The organism is Sedimentibacter acidaminivorans (assembly GCF_017873955.1).
Lineage (GTDB): Bacteria > Bacillota > Clostridia > Tissierellales > Sedimentibacteraceae > Sedimentibacter > Sedimentibacter acidaminivorans.
Window position 1 is genome coordinate 221,867 of the sequence record NZ_JAGGKS010000005.1, and the last position, 16,196, is coordinate 238,062.

General features: G+C 29.4%; 14 protein-coding genes and 1 riboswitch. All 14 genes read left to right on the top strand.

Translation table 11 applies throughout. The annotated features are described in order from the left end of the window. Positions 1 to 25: 25 nt before the first annotated feature. The 14 genes from J2Z76_RS09865 to J2Z76_RS09930 all read left to right on the top strand — a co-directional run bounded on the left by J2Z76_RS09865 (position 26) and on the right by J2Z76_RS09930 (position 16,196). Entirely contained in the window at positions 26 to 1,378 is a 1,353-nt protein-coding gene (locus J2Z76_RS09865; RefSeq protein WP_209511876.1) for a DUF2812 domain-containing protein, read from the top strand. 183 nt (positions 1,379 to 1,561) lie between these two features. After that, positions 1,562 to 1,936: a DUF1292 domain-containing protein gene (locus J2Z76_RS09870; protein WP_209511877.1), complete on the top strand. Its 375-nt coding sequence runs from the start codon at positions 1,562 to 1,564 to the stop codon at positions 1,934 to 1,936. A gap of 169 nt (positions 1,937 to 2,105) precedes the next feature. Continuing rightward, positions 2,106 to 3,596, top strand: coding sequence for an IMP dehydrogenase (locus tag J2Z76_RS09875; protein ID WP_209511878.1), 1,491 nt, complete (start codon positions 2,106 to 2,108; stop codon positions 3,594 to 3,596). A 278-nt stretch (positions 3,597 to 3,874) separates the two neighbouring features. Continuing rightward, positions 3,875 to 4,771, top strand: a complete 897-nt coding sequence (locus J2Z76_RS09880) for a pyridoxamine kinase (protein ID WP_209511879.1) — start codon at positions 3,875 to 3,877, stop codon at positions 4,769 to 4,771. A 366-nt stretch (positions 4,772 to 5,137) separates the two neighbouring features. Beyond that, positions 5,138 to 5,884: a 3D domain-containing protein gene (locus J2Z76_RS16860; RefSeq protein WP_280922386.1), complete on the top strand. Its 747-nt coding sequence runs from the start codon at positions 5,138 to 5,140 to the stop codon at positions 5,882 to 5,884. 272 nt (positions 5,885 to 6,156) lie between these two features. Further along, the gene (gene udk / locus J2Z76_RS09890) at positions 6,157 to 6,783 is read left to right on the top strand and encodes a uridine kinase (RefSeq protein WP_209511880.1); all 627 of its coding nucleotides are present in this window, start codon (positions 6,157 to 6,159) and stop codon (positions 6,781 to 6,783) included. Positions 6,784 to 6,816: 33 nt separating this feature from the next. Then, positions 6,817 to 7,362: a ribonuclease M5 gene (rnmV, locus tag J2Z76_RS09895; protein ID WP_209511881.1), complete on the top strand. Its 546-nt coding sequence runs from the start codon at positions 6,817 to 6,819 to the stop codon at positions 7,360 to 7,362. A gap of 35 nt (positions 7,363 to 7,397) precedes the next feature. Beyond that, positions 7,398 to 8,294 (top strand): 16S rRNA (adenine(1518)-N(6)/adenine(1519)-N(6))-dimethyltransferase RsmA, encoded by an 897-nt coding sequence (gene rsmA / locus J2Z76_RS09900; RefSeq protein ID WP_280922387.1) that lies wholly within the window; start codon positions 7,398 to 7,400, stop codon positions 8,292 to 8,294. A 53-nt stretch (positions 8,295 to 8,347) separates the two neighbouring features. Continuing rightward, positions 8,348 to 8,896 (top strand): cob(I)yrinic acid a,c-diamide adenosyltransferase, encoded by a 549-nt coding sequence (locus J2Z76_RS09905; RefSeq protein WP_209511882.1) that lies wholly within the window; start codon positions 8,348 to 8,350, stop codon positions 8,894 to 8,896. 154 nt (positions 8,897 to 9,050) lie between these two features. Continuing rightward, a complete protein-coding gene (locus J2Z76_RS09910) occupies positions 9,051 to 9,986 on the top strand; it encodes an LCP family protein (RefSeq protein ID WP_209511883.1) in 936 nt (311 codons plus the stop codon). Between the two features lie 154 nt (positions 9,987 to 10,140). Beyond that, on the top strand, positions 10,141 to 11,862 hold the full coding sequence (locus J2Z76_RS09915) for an ABC transporter ATP-binding protein (RefSeq protein WP_209511884.1): 1,722 nt from the start codon (positions 10,141 to 10,143) through the stop codon (positions 11,860 to 11,862). 5 nt (positions 11,863 to 11,867) lie between these two features. Beyond that, on the top strand, positions 11,868 to 13,691 hold the full coding sequence (locus J2Z76_RS09920) for an ABC transporter ATP-binding protein (RefSeq protein WP_209511885.1): 1,824 nt from the start codon (positions 11,868 to 11,870) through the stop codon (positions 13,689 to 13,691). Positions 13,692 to 13,793: 102 nt separating this feature from the next. Then, positions 13,794 to 13,969: riboswitch (cobalamin riboswitch) on the top strand. A 127-nt stretch (positions 13,970 to 14,096) separates the two neighbouring features. Beyond that, positions 14,097 to 15,167 (top strand): ABC transporter substrate-binding protein, encoded by a 1,071-nt coding sequence (locus tag J2Z76_RS09925; RefSeq protein WP_209511886.1) that lies wholly within the window; start codon positions 14,097 to 14,099, stop codon positions 15,165 to 15,167. Between the two features lie 24 nt (positions 15,168 to 15,191). Next, positions 15,192 to 16,196, top strand: a complete 1,005-nt coding sequence (locus J2Z76_RS09930) for a FecCD family ABC transporter permease (protein WP_209511887.1) — start codon at positions 15,192 to 15,194, stop codon at positions 16,194 to 16,196.

Consider the following 16,196-nt stretch of genomic DNA (forward strand, 5'->3'; position numbering starts at 1 on the left):
ATTAATATTGAATAGAGGTGACAAATTGAGCGATAAAAAGAAAGTAAATTGGGGATTTTCTAAGCTTGAATACAAACTTATGGAGCGGTATCTTGAAGAAATGGCAATGAAGGGATGGATGCTTGAGGAAATTAGCAGTCAAAAGGCAATCTTCACCCCAATAAATCCAAGAAAGATAAAATATTGTGTTGATATAGCATCAAAAACAAAAAAATCTTTATTTAAAAGAGATAGTGATTTTGATGAAAATTATAATAAATCTTGTGAACGGTTAGGTTGGCATTTTATTACATCTTATGACCAAATACAATTTTTTTATGCTGAAAATCATGAAAATACCTATCGTATACATACTGACATGGAATCAGAAAAGGAATTTATAATAAATACTGTGTGGAAAAAGGAAACGTATAAAAGTTTATTTTATTTAATTTGTCTTATAATATTATCAGTATATATATTTAAATTTAATAGAAAAATACTTTATTATTTAATACGTAGTAATGATGGAATGATATTTCTACTTATTCCGATGACTTATATTATGGTAAGTTATTCTTTTATAAGCAAACTTATATGGTATTTTAAAATAGAATCAACCATGAGCCTAAAAGCAAGTCAGAAACATTATAAGTTTGCGAGATTCAGAAATATAATTTCTGATACTTTTACTTATATTTTACAAATACTTTCAATACTAGTATTGTTTAGCAGCTATTTCTCGAAAGGTCTATTATACAATTTAAATATAAAATTATCAGTTTTAGCAATATTAGGATTCATTATTATCAGTTGTTATATTTTTGTAAGAATCAAGGAAGATCTTAACAAAAAATGGCAAGTAGTTTTTATAAGCAGTATCTTTATTGGTATTACAATATTAGTTTATTACATGTCTAGTATATCATTAGATGAATATGCTAAAAATCCAAATGGCATACAGGTTATTCCTGATAAATATTCTGTAATTAAGATATCGGATTTTATTAACACAAACAAAATAGATAGAAATGACTTTACTATAAGCTATAACCCTTTAGTTCCTACCCATTATAAGTATAATGAGTATTATAGTGATAGCTATAATACCTATATGGCAGGAACAGAGTATTTTAAATGTATGAATAAAGAAATAGCAACTATTTTATATAATGGCATAATAAGTGAATATAAAAAGAGAACATACATTAGTGCTAAAATAGAAAATATTTCTGAAAAGTATTGGAATTGTGATAAGGCAACTTTAATATACGATGATACTTTATTGTTGCTTAAGGGTAGTGAAGTTATTGAAGTTAAGATTTCACAAAAATTAACTAATATATATTACGAGAAGTTTAGAAAAAAAATACTTGAAAAATTTATGAAAGTCTATTGATTTCTTGTAAGTACAAGCATTAGAATTTTCGCTATACGCCCAATTTAATATTGCTTTTAAAATCATATAAAAAAATAAAATAATTTTAAAATTCGGCTTGCAATTTATATTGCATTCTGTTAAAGTTTATATATCCATGTACTGTATAGTCAATGGAAAATATAATATAAGGAAGTACATAAAATGATTGAAGATAAAGATTTACACGAATGTGGATGCGAAGACGGTTGCGATTGTGATGATGATTGTGGATGTGGAGAAGGTTGTGGATGTCACGATGAAGAAATGATGACACTTACTCTTGAAGACGGAACAGAAATTGAATGTGCAGTAATTGCAATTTTCCCTGTTGAAGAAAAAGAATACATAGCATTATTGCCGCTTGAAAACCAAGAAGATGGAGAAGTTTTCCTCTATGGATATGTAGAAGATAAAGAGGGTGGATTTGAATTAGTAAGCATTGAATCTGATGAAGAATATGAAAATGTAACAAAAGCATTTGATGAAATTCTTGATGAAGCAGAACTTGACGAATTATTTGACGACGAAGAAAAATAATACTTAATGATTGACAGTCTAAGGGCTGTCTTTTTTTATGTTTTTTGTATGTTTTAAAAATAGATACAAAAGTTAATTATAGATGTTGACAATGCACATATCTTATGATAATCTAACAGGAATAATTATATTTGTTCGTATAATAATAAATGAAAAAAGGAGAATATAGATGGCAAGAATTATTAATGAGCCTTCCAGAACATTTGGAGAATATTTACTTTTACCTAATTTAACTACAAAAGATTGCATCGTAGATAATGTGGATTTAAGCACTCCTCTAACAAGATTTAAAAAAGGAGAGGAACCTGGATTAAAGCTTAATATTCCATTTTCATCAGCAATAATGCAGTCAGTTTCAGATAATAACATGGCAATTGCACTAGCTAAAAATGGAGGGATAGCATTTATATATGGTTCCCAAACAATTGAAGAAGAAGCAGAAATGGTGAGAAAAGTTAAAAAATACAAAGCTGGTTTTGTAATAAGTGATTCAAATTTAACACCTAACCACACGTTGGAAGATGTTTTAGCATTGAAGGAAAAAACAGGGCACTCAACCATGGCAATAACTGATGATGGAACACCAACTGGAAAACTTCTTGGGATTGTAACTAGTAGGGATTATAGAATTACAAGAGATCCACTAGATAAAAAAGTTAGTGAATTTATGACTCAAGGTGACTCACTTATAGTTGGTAAAGAAGGAATTACACTTTCTGAAGCAAATAATATATTGTGGGATAATAAATTAAATGCTGTACCAATAGTTGATGAAGATTTCAATTTAGTATATATGGTTTTTAGAAAAGACTATTCGGATGACAAAGAAAACCCAAGAGCAAACTTAGATAATCAAAAAAGATATATAGTAGGAGCTGGTATTAACTCAAGAGACTACAAAGAAAGAGTTCCTGCTTTAGTTGACGCTGGCGTTGATATAGTATGTATAGACTCATCAGAAGGTTTTAGCGAATGGCAAGCTGATACAATAAAATGGATAAAAGAAGAATATGGTGAAAGAGTTAAAATTGGTGCAGGTAATGTTGTAGAACCAGAGGGATTTAGATACTTGGCAGATGCTGGTGCGGATTTTGTAAAAATAGGCATAGGCGGTGGTTCAATATGTATTACTCGTGAACAAAAGGGTATAGGTAGAGGACAGGCGTCAGCAGTATTAGATGTAGCTGCTGCTAGAGATGAGTATTTTGAACAAACAGGTATATATGTTCCATTATGTTCTGATGGTGGATTAGTTCAGGATTATCATATTACATTAGCATTAGCTATGGGAGCAGATTTTGTTATGTTAGGGAGATATTTTGCAAGATTTGATGAAAGTCCTACAGCAAAAATAAAATATGGCAATGGATTTGTAAAAGAGTACTGGGGCGAAGGCTCAAATAGAGCTAGAAACTGGGCTAGATATGATTTAGGTGGCAAAACTGACCTTCAATTTGAAGAAGGCGTTGATTCATATGTACCATACGCTGGTAAATTAGATGATGGATTAGGAACTACACTTCATAAAATAAAATCAACAATGTGTAATTTAGGCAGTAAATCTATATATCAATTGCAAAAAACTGCAAGATTATGTTTAGTATCATCAACAAGTATATCGGAAGGCTCTGCCCATGATGTAATTCTAAAAAATCAGTAATTATAATAAGGCAATCTAAACAAAATTGATATGATACCTCCAAAGTAGACAATGTAATTAATTAAAATTACAGAATCTATTTTAGGAGGTATTTTTATGAGTGGAAAACAGAAATTTAGTAAGGAGATAAAAATAATTGCTTGCAAAAAATATAATTTGAAAGTATAGGCTTATATATGAGAAGCTGTCATGATTATATTACATAAATCTGTACCTTTTGTAAATTGTTAAATTAGATTATATTAACATTACAAAGATAGATATGTCAGGAGGACAAGATGAAAAATTATATTCCAAAAATTGCTGCTATTCACGATATTTCAGGGGTTGGTAGATGCTCCATGACTGTAATATTACCTGTATTATCAGCTCTTAGTTGTCAAGTTTGTCCATTACCAACAGCACTTTTAAGCAATCATTCCGAATATAAAGAATTCTTTTTTTATGATTTTACAAAACATATGGAAGAATATTATAATATTTGGGAAAAAAATAATGCTGAATTTGATTGTGTATATAGTGGATTTCTAGGTTCTGAAAAACAAATTAATATTATATTAGATATAATAAAAAAAGTTAAATCAAAGTCAAATGCCCTTGTAGTGGTTGACCCTGTTATGGGGGATCATGGGATAATTTATAAGACTTATACAGAAGATATGGTGAGAAAAATGAGCCAGCTAGTAGCAAATGCAGATATAATAACACCAAATCTTACTGAAGTAAGTATACTTTTAAATGAACAATATGTAAATAAAGATGTAAATCTAGAAACTATAAAGAAATATCTTAAAAGTTTAAGTGATATGGGACCGAATATTGTAGTAATTACAGGAATAACAACAGATTTAGGAGAACATATCAATGCTTGTTATGACAGAAAACAAAATAATTATTGGAAGATACCTTTTGAATATATTGGTACTAGATATCCAGGAACAGGGGATTTGTTTACTTCATTGTTTATCGGATATTTATTAAACAATTACAAACTGCCAGAATCTATAGAACTAGCTTCTAAATTTGTGTCCGAAGCGGTTAAAGTTACATGTGAAGCCAATACACCTCATCAAGAAGGAGTACAGTTTGAGAAAATAATGAGAAAGTTATATGATGGAGTTAATGAATATAAATACGATATCATACAACTTGGTGAATATAAATTAAATCATTAATAATTTGAAAAAAACAATTGTTAGGCAATTGTTTTTTTTATGTAATTATAGTATATAATATTAAACTTTGTTAATAATATCTATAAATACTAGGAATATTTACTTTATAATTGAAATGATTTGTATTAAAATTGATGCGAAGTATAATATATGTCAATAAAGAAATAAAATATAGCTTGATTAATATTAAGTTATGATATATAATACGCTTTGTGCGAAAAATATGGGATTTTTGCAAGGGATTGCCTATAATGTATTAGTTTTATACAAGTACAAAAAGTAAGTTTTTCTAAGAGAAAAATTTATACCTTTAGTTGACGACGAAGTTTGTCAATATCGGATATAATATTGAAGGTAGGTGTTATAATGAAAGGAAAAAAAATATACCCATTTATAATTGTAACAATTTTAGTAATGAGCTTTATTGTAACTTATGATATTAATGAAAAGAATGACAAGAATTTTGCATTTGCAGATACCTTAACAGAATTAAGCCCTGTAATTGCAGCATCAGACCAGCCTATATCAGAAATTAAGTATGATATAATTAGAGACGGTGTAGAAAATGAAACAAAGGTAGTAAAAAATGATAATCAATTTGAAGGATATGAAAAAGTCATTCAAAGTGGTTCGGATGGAATGAAAAAATCTGTTTATCAAGAAACATATTTAGACGGAGAACTTATTTCCAAAAATTTAGAAGAAGAGATAGTTTATAAAGAACCTGTAGATAAAATAATAGAGATAGGAACTAGAAAGCATCTGGTAACTTCACGTGGTGGATTTAGATATTCTAATGAACTGGTGTTGACGGCCACAGCTTATGATTTATCTTATGAAAGTACAGGGAAAAATCCTGGTGATCCAGAATATGGAATCACAGCGTCCGGCACAAAAGCTCAGCCGGGCACAGTAGCAGTTGATCCAAGAGTTATACCTCTTGGAACGAAGTTATACGTAGCTTCGATTGATGGCAGTCCTGATTATGGTTTTGCAACTGCAGAGGATACAGGGGGAGCAATAAAAGGTAACAAAATAGATTTATTTATGGAAAGTGGTACAGATTGTTATAATTTTGGAAGGAGACAAGTAAAGGTTTATATCTTAGATTAAATTATTACAATATCCCCTAACAAATTAATATCAATAATATCAATAAGTAACAAAAATAAAAATTGCCTGTGATTAATACAATGCAGGCAATTTTTATTTGTAAAATATTAATTAAAAGTAAAAAAATTGTTAAGTTATATAAAATCTATATGCAAAAAGGTAAAAATAGTGTATATTGTTAGAGTACTATTGATTAAGTTGAAAATAAAAATTACTTAAATTTATATAAATTAATACTACAATGTATAATTTAGGGAGGTAATAAGTTACAAATGAAGAAACCAATATTTATAGGAATTTCTGGAGGAAGCGGTTCGGGCAAAACAACAATAGTTAATAGAATATATTCAGAAGTTCCGGAAAAAAGCATATGTATAATTGAACATGATGCATACTATAAGGATCAAAGTGAATTGACATATGAACAAAGATGCAAAACTAATTATGATCACCCATTTGCCTTTGATACAGATTTATTTGTAGAACATATTAAAAAATTAAAAGATGGGGAAACTATAGATAAACCTATTTATGATTATGAAATACACAATAGAAAAAAAGAAAATGTAATGGTAGAACCTAAAGAAATTATTATAGTAGAAGGGTTATTAGTCTTTTATGAAGAAAGAATAAGAGATTTATTAGATATAAAAATATTTGTAGATACAGATGCAGATATAAGAATCATGAGAAGAATTATGAGAGATATGAAAGAACGTGGAAGAACACTTGATTCTATAATATCGCAGTATGTGGATACTGTTAGACCAGCCCATGAGCAATTTATTGAACCTAGTAAAAAATACGCAGATATAATAGTTACTGAAGGTGGAAATAATTTAGTTGCAGTTGACTTAATGGTAACAAAAATTAAATCTTTATTGTATAAAAATCAATAATTAGTAATTACTCATGTTAGGAGAATATATAAATTGATTAAAGAAATAATAGTGGTTGAAGGAAAATCTGACATATCAGCAGTAAAAAAAGCTGTTGATGCAGAAGTAATATCAACTAGTGGATTAGGAATAAATGATAAAATTATTAAAGTAATAAAAAAAGCATCAAAAAATAGAGGAATAATAATATTAACAGATCCTGATTACCCAGGTAAAAAAATTAGAAACATATTATCAAGTGAAATAGAAAATTGTAAGCATGCTTTTATTCCAAGAGATAAAGCTAATAAAAATGGTAACATTGGTGTTGAAAATGCATCACCAGAAGAAATTAGAGTAGCACTTTCCAATGCAAAAGCCGAACTTTCTGTAGATAGAAAAGAGTTTACTAATCATGACATGGTTTATTATGAGCTCATTGGTAATGAAAATGCCTCAAAAAGAAGAGGTAAGTTAGGTGATGAAATTGGTATAGGATATTGCAGTGCAAAGCAATTTTTAAAGAGATTAAATAGTTTTGGTATAACAAGAGAAGAGCTAGAAACAGCAATTACAATTGTAAATGAGAATGAAAATTAAATTGTTTAAAGAAGAAATTAAGGGGTAATTATTATATGGATGAAATGAAGTTGTATTCACCTAGAGTTATGAAAGAAATATTAGAAAAGTATGGATTTAAGTTTAGTAAAGGACTTGGACAAAATTTTCTAATTGATGGTAATATAATAAATAAAATAGTGGAAGCTGCAGATATAGATGAAAATTCTGGTGTAATAGAAATTGGACCTGGTTTTGGAACATTAACTCAAGGTTTATGTAAAAAGGCAAAAAAAGTTGTAGCAATAGAAATTGATAAAAGTTTAAAAGGTGTTCATAAAGAAACACTTAAGTATGATAATATAAAAATAGTATATGAAGATTTTATGAAAATTGATGTTGATAAGCTTATAGAAGAAGAATTTGCTGGAATGGATGTAAAATTAGTTGCTAATCTTCCATATTATATAACAACACCAATTATTATGAAAATTCTTGAAGATAAATATAAAATATCAAGGATAGTAGTAATGGTTCAAAAGGAAGTTGCAAATAGATTAAATGCTAAACCTGGAACAAAAGAGTATAGTGCAATATCACTTGCAGTTCAATATAGAGCAAATACAAATGTTACTATGATTGTTCCTAGTTCTGTTTTCATGCCTAGACCTAAGGTAGATTCAGCTGTAATAGCATTAGATATATTAAAAGAACCAAGAATAAATATAATAGATGAAAAAATGCTTTTTGAAGTTATAAGAGGCTCCTTTAATCAAAGAAGAAAAACTATACTTAATGGACTTAGCAATAAATTTGATTGTTCTAAGGAAACTATTAAAGAAGTTCTTCAAAATGTAAATATTGACCCTGGAATTAGAGGAGAAAACTTAACAATTGAAGAATTTGGGAAAATTTCAGATGAAATGAGCAGGTTCTTTGAAGCCTCTAGTAAAAATATTATAAATGAAATGTAAAAGGGACATATAAAAGTCTCTATGCATATAAAAAATGAAATGGAGGATTTTCTATGAAAATTTATACAAAAACAGGTGATAAGGGTCAAACTTCACTTTATGACGGAACTAGAATAGACAAAGATTCTCTAAGGGTAGAAGCTTATGGTACAATTGACGAACTTAATTCTTCAATTGGATTTGCTTCTAAATTTGTAGAAGATAAATACATAAGTGATATACTATTTAAAATTCAAAAAAGGTTATTTTTTGTAGCAGGAGAACTTGCAACATTAGAAGAAGGAAAATTTAATTATAAAATAAAAGAAGAAGATATTGAAGGGCTTGAAAAAATAATTGATGGGTGCTTACCTAAAATTAATCAGGCAGATGCTTTCATAGTACCAGGAACATCTAAAGCCTCAGCTGCATTACATATGTCTAGAACGATATGTAGGAGAGCAGAAAGAAGAATAATAACATTAAAGAAACATGAAGAGGTAAGTGATGTATTATTAAAATTTGTTAATAGACTTTCAGATGTCTTGTATTCATTTGCTAGATATCTAGAAGAAGAAAGAGTAATTATGGATTTTAAAGCATTTTACGAAGAAAAATTATAGAAATGCGAGTATCCTTATGGTGCGGACAATAAAAAATCCGAACTATAGGGATTTTTTATTTAATGCTTTACAAAAAAATTTTTTGTGCTATTATATAGAATGGTAATACGAAAAGATGTTATTAAATGTTAGCAATATTATGGAGGATTAAAAATTGAAATATTTTTTCAAAGTGTTTTTTACTTCGCTAGCCTGTTTTACGATCATAATTGCAGGTTGTATATATTTATATAGCGAAAAAAACGTAGAAGCAACGGATATATTTAGAATGATAACTGGTAAAACAGAAGAAAATCCAAATGATACACCTTTGCAAAAGGCAATTGTGAAAAAGGGAAGAGTAAATATTTTGTTACTTGGGCTTGAACATGAAAGAACAGATACAATTATGGTTGCAAGTTATGATACAAAAACTAAAGAAATTGATATTATTTCAATACCTAGAGATACATATTGTGAAAGAGATGGATTTGTAAATAGTGCAAATAATAAGATTAATACTGTGTATACTGTTAAAGGTATAGAAGGCCTTGAAGAAGTGATTAAAAGGTTGACTGGTATAACTATAGATAAATATGCTACCATTGATTATGATGGTGTAAGAGCAGCTGTAGATGCAGTTGATGGAGTAGAGGTTGATGTACCATTTCATATGAAATATGCAGACCCATATTCAGATCCACCTCTTTACATAGACATACCAAAAGGTAAACAAACTATTTATGGTGACAAGGCTATGGAGTTTTTGCGATTTAGGAAGACAAATTACAAGGGTTACTCGGGATATGCAAAGGGAGATCTAGGTAGGATAGAAACGCAACAGCAATTTATTAAATCAGCTATTAAAAAAGCTTTAAGCTTTAAGCTTCCTAAAGTTATTAGTGAAGTATACCCATATATAGGAACAGACTTGTCTTTGGCAGAATGTACGTCTTTAGGGGTTAGTTCAATTGGTATGTCAACTGAAAACATAAGCTTACACGTTTTGCCAGGAAGTACGGAAACTAGAAATGGACTATCGTTTTATATGCCAAAATCTGATGAAATATTAAGTTTGATATATGAAATATACGATATAGAACTAGATTAATAAATATTGATTATAGGCCTCACAATGTATTGTATTATTGTTAGGCTTTTTTCAAAATATTGTATTTATAACAAAAGTAAAGGTATTTTTAAGATAGTTTGTATTATAATAATAAAGTTAAGTTAATGTATAGGTTTAATATAGAGGAGCACACATGCTAAAAATATTTAAAAAATTAAAAAAATTCTCAGTTATGATTGCTGGAGTTTTAATATTTGTTTTATTACAAACACTATGTGATTTAAACATCCCATCATTAATGGCGGATATTGTTAATAATGGTATATTAAAAAATAACGTTCCGTATGTAATAAGTGCAGGGATTAAAATGCTAATTTTTACTATAGGAATCGTAGTATTTAGTGTTTTATCAAACTTATTATCTTCAGTTGTATCAGCAAAATTTTCTGAAAAATTGAGAAACGAAATATTTGAAAAGGTTGAAAACTTTTCACTAGATGAATTTAATAAATTTGGTACAGCTTCATTAATTACAAGAAGTACTAATGATGTAACTCAAATTCAAATGGTAGTATTAGTTATATTGCGTATGATGGTTATGGCACCTATTATGACATTAGGTGGTATTTTTATGGCAATAAAAACAGATGCTGGTTTATCTTGGGTTTTAATGATTGCTCTACCAGCAATTGTTGTACTTGTTTTAATTGTATTGAAATTTGGTGGAAAACTATTTGCTTCAATGCAAGTAAAGCTTGATAAGGTAAATTTAGTTATGAGAGAAAATTTAACTGGAATTAGAGTTATTAGAGCTTTTGATAGAATTGATTATGAAAAGGCTAGATTTAAAACAGCAAATGATGATTTAACTGAAACAGCAATAAAGGCAAATAAAATTATGGCAATTTTAATGCCTGGAATATTGATTATATTAAATTTCACAACTATAGCAATAGTGTGGTTTGGTGCAAAACGTATTAATATAGGAGAAATGCAAATAGGATCATTAATGGCATATATTCAATATGCATCGCTAATTTTATTTTCTTTTGTTATGATGTCCATGCTTTTTGTGATGGTACCAAGAGCTGCTGCATCAGCTAAGAGAATAAATGAAGTTTTAGAAACGGAAACAACTATAAAAGAACCATTAGATTTAAAATATTCTAATGATGAATTAAAAGGAGAAGTAGAATTTAGGAATGTTTCATTTTCTTATTCAGGGGCAGATGAACCAGTACTTAAAAATATTAGTTTTAAAGCTTCAAAAGGTGAAGTAACTGCAATCATTGGAGGTACAGGTTCAGGTAAATCAACACTTATAAATCTTATACCTAGATTTTATAATGTTACAGAAGGTGAAATACTTGTAGATAATGTTAATATAAAGGATATGTCACAACATTATCTTAGAAATAAAATTGGTATAGTTCCTCAAAAAGCCGTTTTGTTCTCAGGAACTATAAGGGATAATATAAAGTATGGTAAAGAAGATGCAACTGATGATGAAATTAGTAATGCTTTGGATATAGCAGAGGCAACAGAATTTGTATCAGAAATGGAAAGTGGCGTAGATACATTTATTGCTCAGGGTGGAAAAAATGTATCAGGTGGACAAAAACAAAGATTATCAATTGCAAGAGCTTTGGTTCGTAAGCCTGAAATATATATTTTTGATGATAGTTTTTCAGCCCTCGATTCAAAAACAGATGCTAAGGTAAGAAAATCATTGCTGTCAGTGACAAAAAACTCTGCGGTAATAATAGTAGCTCAAAAAATAAGTTCAATCATTAACGCAGACAGGATTATTGTTTTAGATGAAGGTGTAATATCTGGAATAGGAACACATAATGAACTTATGAAGAACAATGATGTTTATAGGGAAATGGCATCTTCCCAATTAAGAGAGGAGTAACTTTAATGAGCGATAGAAATAATCAAAGGCGTTCTGGTGGTCATGGTCCTATGAGGGGTGGTAGACCAGTTGAAAAAGCTAAGGATTTTAAAAATAGTGGAAAAAGGTTGCTTATTTCTTTTAAGCCTCAGATATATAGAATAATAACAGTATTTATAACTTCTATAATAAGTGTAATTTTTTCTATTCTTAGTCCTAAAGTGTTAGGAAAAGGAACTGATGCATTAGTAGAAGGAGTAAAAACTGGAATTTTTAACTTTGAATATATAAAAACAATAATAATGTATTTGTTTGTATTGTATATAGTTAGTTCTCTATTTTCATATATTCAGGAATATATAATGGCAAGTGTTTCTCAAAATGTTGTTAGAAAAATGAGAGATGATGTATCTGATAAAATTAATAAATTACCACTGAAATATTTTGACCAAAATGCTGTTGGAGATATTTTAAGCAGAGTTACAAATGATACTGAAACTATTAGTACAACATTGCAAAGAGGAGTAACTCAAATAATATCATCATTAGTTACTGTTGTTGGAATCTTAATAATAATGATGACAATAAGTCCATTGTTGACTTTTATTACATTGATTTCTATTCCTTTATCAATGTTTGCTATTATTTTTGTAATGAAGCACTCACAAAAATATTTTAAGGGTCAGCAAAAGAAACTAGGAGAATTAAATGGTCATGTAGAAGAAATTTTTTCAGGCCATATAATTGTTAAAGCCTATGGTAAAGAAAATGATGCAATAGAAAAGTTTAATAAAATAAATCAGGATTTAGCAACAACGGCTTGGAAAGCTCAGTTTTTTTCAGGTATAATAATGCCCATTAACAACCTAATAAGCAACTTAGGCTATGTTTTAATTTCAATAGTTGGTGCAATTTTGGGGATAAGAGGGATAATTTCAATTGGTAGCATTCAAGCCTTTCTGCAATACAACAAACAATTAAATCATCCTATAGCAATGTTGGGTCAAATATCAAATCAGCTTCAATCAGCCGTTGCTGCTGCTGAAAGGGTATTTCAAATAATTGATGAAGTTGAAGAACTTAAAGATGAAACAAATTCTACAGAACTTAAGAGTATTAAGGGAGATGTAGAATTTAAAAATGTAAAGTTTGGATATGACAAAGATTCTGTTTTAATAAAAGATATGAATATATCGGCTAAAGAAGGTCAAACTGTCGCAATAGTTGGACCTACAGGTGCAGGAAAAACAACTCTTGTAAATCTCTTAATGCGTTTTTATGAAGTAAATAATGGGAAAATTACAATAGATGGAACGAATATAAACCACATAAAAAGAAATAGTTTACGACATCACATTGGTATGGTTTTGCAAGATACTTGGTTATTTAATGGAACAATTAAAGAAAATATAGCATATGGACGAGAAAATGCAACTGATGAAGAAATAATAAATGCAGCTAAAGCAGCACAAGCCCATCACTTTATAAAGACTTTATCCGATGGATATGATACGGTCTTAAACGAAGAGGGAACAAATTTATCACAAGGTCAGAAACAATTATTAACAATTGCTAGGGCTTTTCTTTCTAATCCTGGAATATTGATACTTGATGAAGCAACAAGTAGCATAGATACTCGTACTGAAATTCAAATTCAAAAAGCTATGTCAAATTTAGCACATGGAAGAACTAGTTTTATAATCGCTCATAGATTGTCAACTATAAAAAATGCAGATTTGATTATGGTTATGAATCATGGAGATGTTATAGAATCAGGTACACATACAGAACTTTTAAATCAAAGTGGATTTTATGCAGATTTATATAATAGTCAGTTTAGTGTTAATTGATGTACTGTTATTAGAAAATTTCTTGACAATAAAAAACAGTTATGGTAGAGTTTAATTACTCAATATAAGAAATCATAATAATGAATATGAAAATTTGAAAATTAAATAATAAAAATTATAGGTTTTTATGATTAAAAGGGAAAGCGGTTAAAGTCCGCTACAGCCCCCGCTACTGTAATTGGAACGAAATCAAATTATACCACTGGATTATTTCTGGGAAGGTTTTGAGAGTAGGTTAATCCATAAGTCAGGAGACCTGCCTATGAATTTTATGAATAAGTCTTCGGTGGGAAGTTATTATTTTTATGTCTATTCAGCATATTAACCATAGCCGTACGGCTATGGTTTTTGTTTTGTATAACGATTTTGTTTGAGCTAAAAATATATTTAAATTTGGAGGAAAAAATGAATAAAACTAAATTTTTAGCATTGCTAATTATAGCTTTAATGCTAATTATATTAATCACAGGGTGCAGCAAGAATAATTCAGGCGATGCTACTCCTGAAACTTCAGCGCCAAGCACAGAAAATACTGAAGTAAGTAACAAAGAGGAAAACAATGCATCAGAAACACCAGAAAATAATGATGCTGTTTCTGAATATGGAGTTACTATTAATGATGAAGATGTAACTTTTGAAGATTATACAGGAGAAATGGTAACTATTAAAAAAAATCCTGAAAGAGTAGTATGCTTATACAATTCTTACTTAGATATTTATTATAGTTGTGGTGGAGAAGTTGTAGGAAGAGTAAAAGAATCAGAAGAAAAACCAGTTGAAGAATCTCTAAAAGCTGAAGTTGTTGGAACATCAGGAGCTCCAAGCTTAGAAAAGGTATTAGAACTACAGCCTGAACTAGTAATCATGACAAGTGGATTTAGCGGACAAACAGAAATGATTCCTACATTAAAAGAAAACAATATACAAGTTATAGCTATTAAGAATGATTACTTAGAGGATTACTATAAATCAGTAAGGCTATTTACAGCAATTACTGGAAGAGAAGATTTGTACCAAGAACAAATGGATAAAGTAAAAAAAGGCGTAGACAAAATAGTTGAAAAAGCACCAACGGATAAAAAATATAAAGTGCTTATATTATTTGCATCAGCAAAAAGTCTTACTGTGAGAAATTCAGAGTCAATGGTTGGTGAAATGTTAAAAGATTTAAACACAATTAATATATCAGATACACAAACCGATCCATCAAATGCTAAGGTATTTAGTATGGAAAAGATAATTCAAGAGGATCCAGATTTTATATTTGTTCAAACTATGGGAAGTGACCATGAAAAAATAATGGAGAGGCTTAAAAGTGATGCAGAGGATAATCCAGCTTGGGCATCTTTAAAAGCAGTTAAAAATGATAAATATATAGTTTTACCAAAGGACTTATATATGTATAAGCCTAATGATAGATATCCAGAGGCATATAAAGGTTTAGCTGAAATTCTTTATCTAGAGGTATATAAATAACAGTAATTAAGGAGATTAGGCATAATGAATAGCAGCAATACAAAGCAAGAAGGCATTAAGAAAAAGCTTATATTATTAATATTTATGATAATAGCTGTGTTGAGTTTTTTTATTAGTATTGGAAACGGAGCCGTCAAGATATCATTTAAAGAAATATTAAATGCAGTTTTATTTGAAGAAGCTACTGTGAATTATCAAATAATATGGAATGTTAGATTACCAAGAACCATTGTTGCAGCATTGGTAGGAACATGTCTTGCTTTATCAGGGGCGATATTACAAGGGGTGATGAGAAACCCTTTGGCAGGACCAAATATTATTGGAGTTTCTGCAGGTGCAGGTCTTTTGACTTTGATTGTGCTTATAATTTTTCCTAGCTATTACTTTTTGGCTCCTGCAGGAGCATTTGTGGGAGCTTTATTAGCTACTCTTCTAATTTATTTTCTTGCATGGAAAGAGGGAGTGGTTCCAATGAGACTTATATTAGCTGGTGTAGCAGTTTCATCACTTTTAGGGGCAGGAACTAATGCTATTATGACATTCTATCCAGATAAGGTTTCAGGAATAATTGGATTTATGGTAGGAGGATTATCTGCTACTAATTGGAGACATGTCTCGACAATATTTCCATATGCTACTATCGGGATAATATTATTGTTATTTATACCAAATAAATTAAATATACTAATGTTAGGTGATGAGGTTGCAACTGGACTTGGAATAAATGTAGAGAAAACAAGATTTTTATTTATAATAATTTCTTCTTTACTTGCAGGGGCAGCAGTGAGCGTAGCTGGACTACTAGGTTTCGTAGGATTGATTGTTCCACATATTACAAGATTGTTTATTGGGTCTGATTATAGATATTTATTGCCGGCAACAATTTTTACAGGTTCTAGCATAGTAGTTATTTGTGATACCATATCGAGGGTAATTTTTGCCCCTATGGAAATACCTGTTGGAATTATTATGTCAGCATTAGGAGCACCATTTTTTCTATATTTACTTAGAAGAAGGGAGAAGAATTAA

Coding starts and splice junctions, on each gene's coding strand:
- J2Z76_RS09870 (WP_209511877.1), top strand. CDS start 1,562: ATGATTGAAGATAAAGATTTACACGAATGTGGATGCGAAGACGGTTGC.
- J2Z76_RS09875 (WP_209511878.1), top strand. CDS start 2,106: ATGGCAAGAATTATTAATGAGCCTTCCAGAACATTTGGAGAATATTTA.
- J2Z76_RS09880 (WP_209511879.1), top strand. CDS start 3,875: ATGAAAAATTATATTCCAAAAATTGCTGCTATTCACGATATTTCAGGG.
- J2Z76_RS16860 (WP_280922386.1), top strand. CDS start 5,138: ATGAAAGGAAAAAAAATATACCCATTTATAATTGTAACAATTTTAGTA.
- udk (WP_209511880.1), top strand. CDS start 6,157: ATGAAGAAACCAATATTTATAGGAATTTCTGGAGGAAGCGGTTCGGGC.
- rsmA (WP_280922387.1), top strand. CDS start 7,398: ATGGATGAAATGAAGTTGTATTCACCTAGAGTTATGAAAGAAATATTA.
- J2Z76_RS09905 (WP_209511882.1), top strand. CDS start 8,348: ATGAAAATTTATACAAAAACAGGTGATAAGGGTCAAACTTCACTTTAT.
- J2Z76_RS09915 (WP_209511884.1), top strand. CDS start 10,141: ATGCTAAAAATATTTAAAAAATTAAAAAAATTCTCAGTTATGATTGCT.
- J2Z76_RS09920 (WP_209511885.1), top strand. CDS start 11,868: ATGAGCGATAGAAATAATCAAAGGCGTTCTGGTGGTCATGGTCCTATG.
- J2Z76_RS09925 (WP_209511886.1), top strand. CDS start 14,097: ATGAATAAAACTAAATTTTTAGCATTGCTAATTATAGCTTTAATGCTA.
- J2Z76_RS09930 (WP_209511887.1), top strand. CDS start 15,192: ATGAATAGCAGCAATACAAAGCAAGAAGGCATTAAGAAAAAGCTTATA.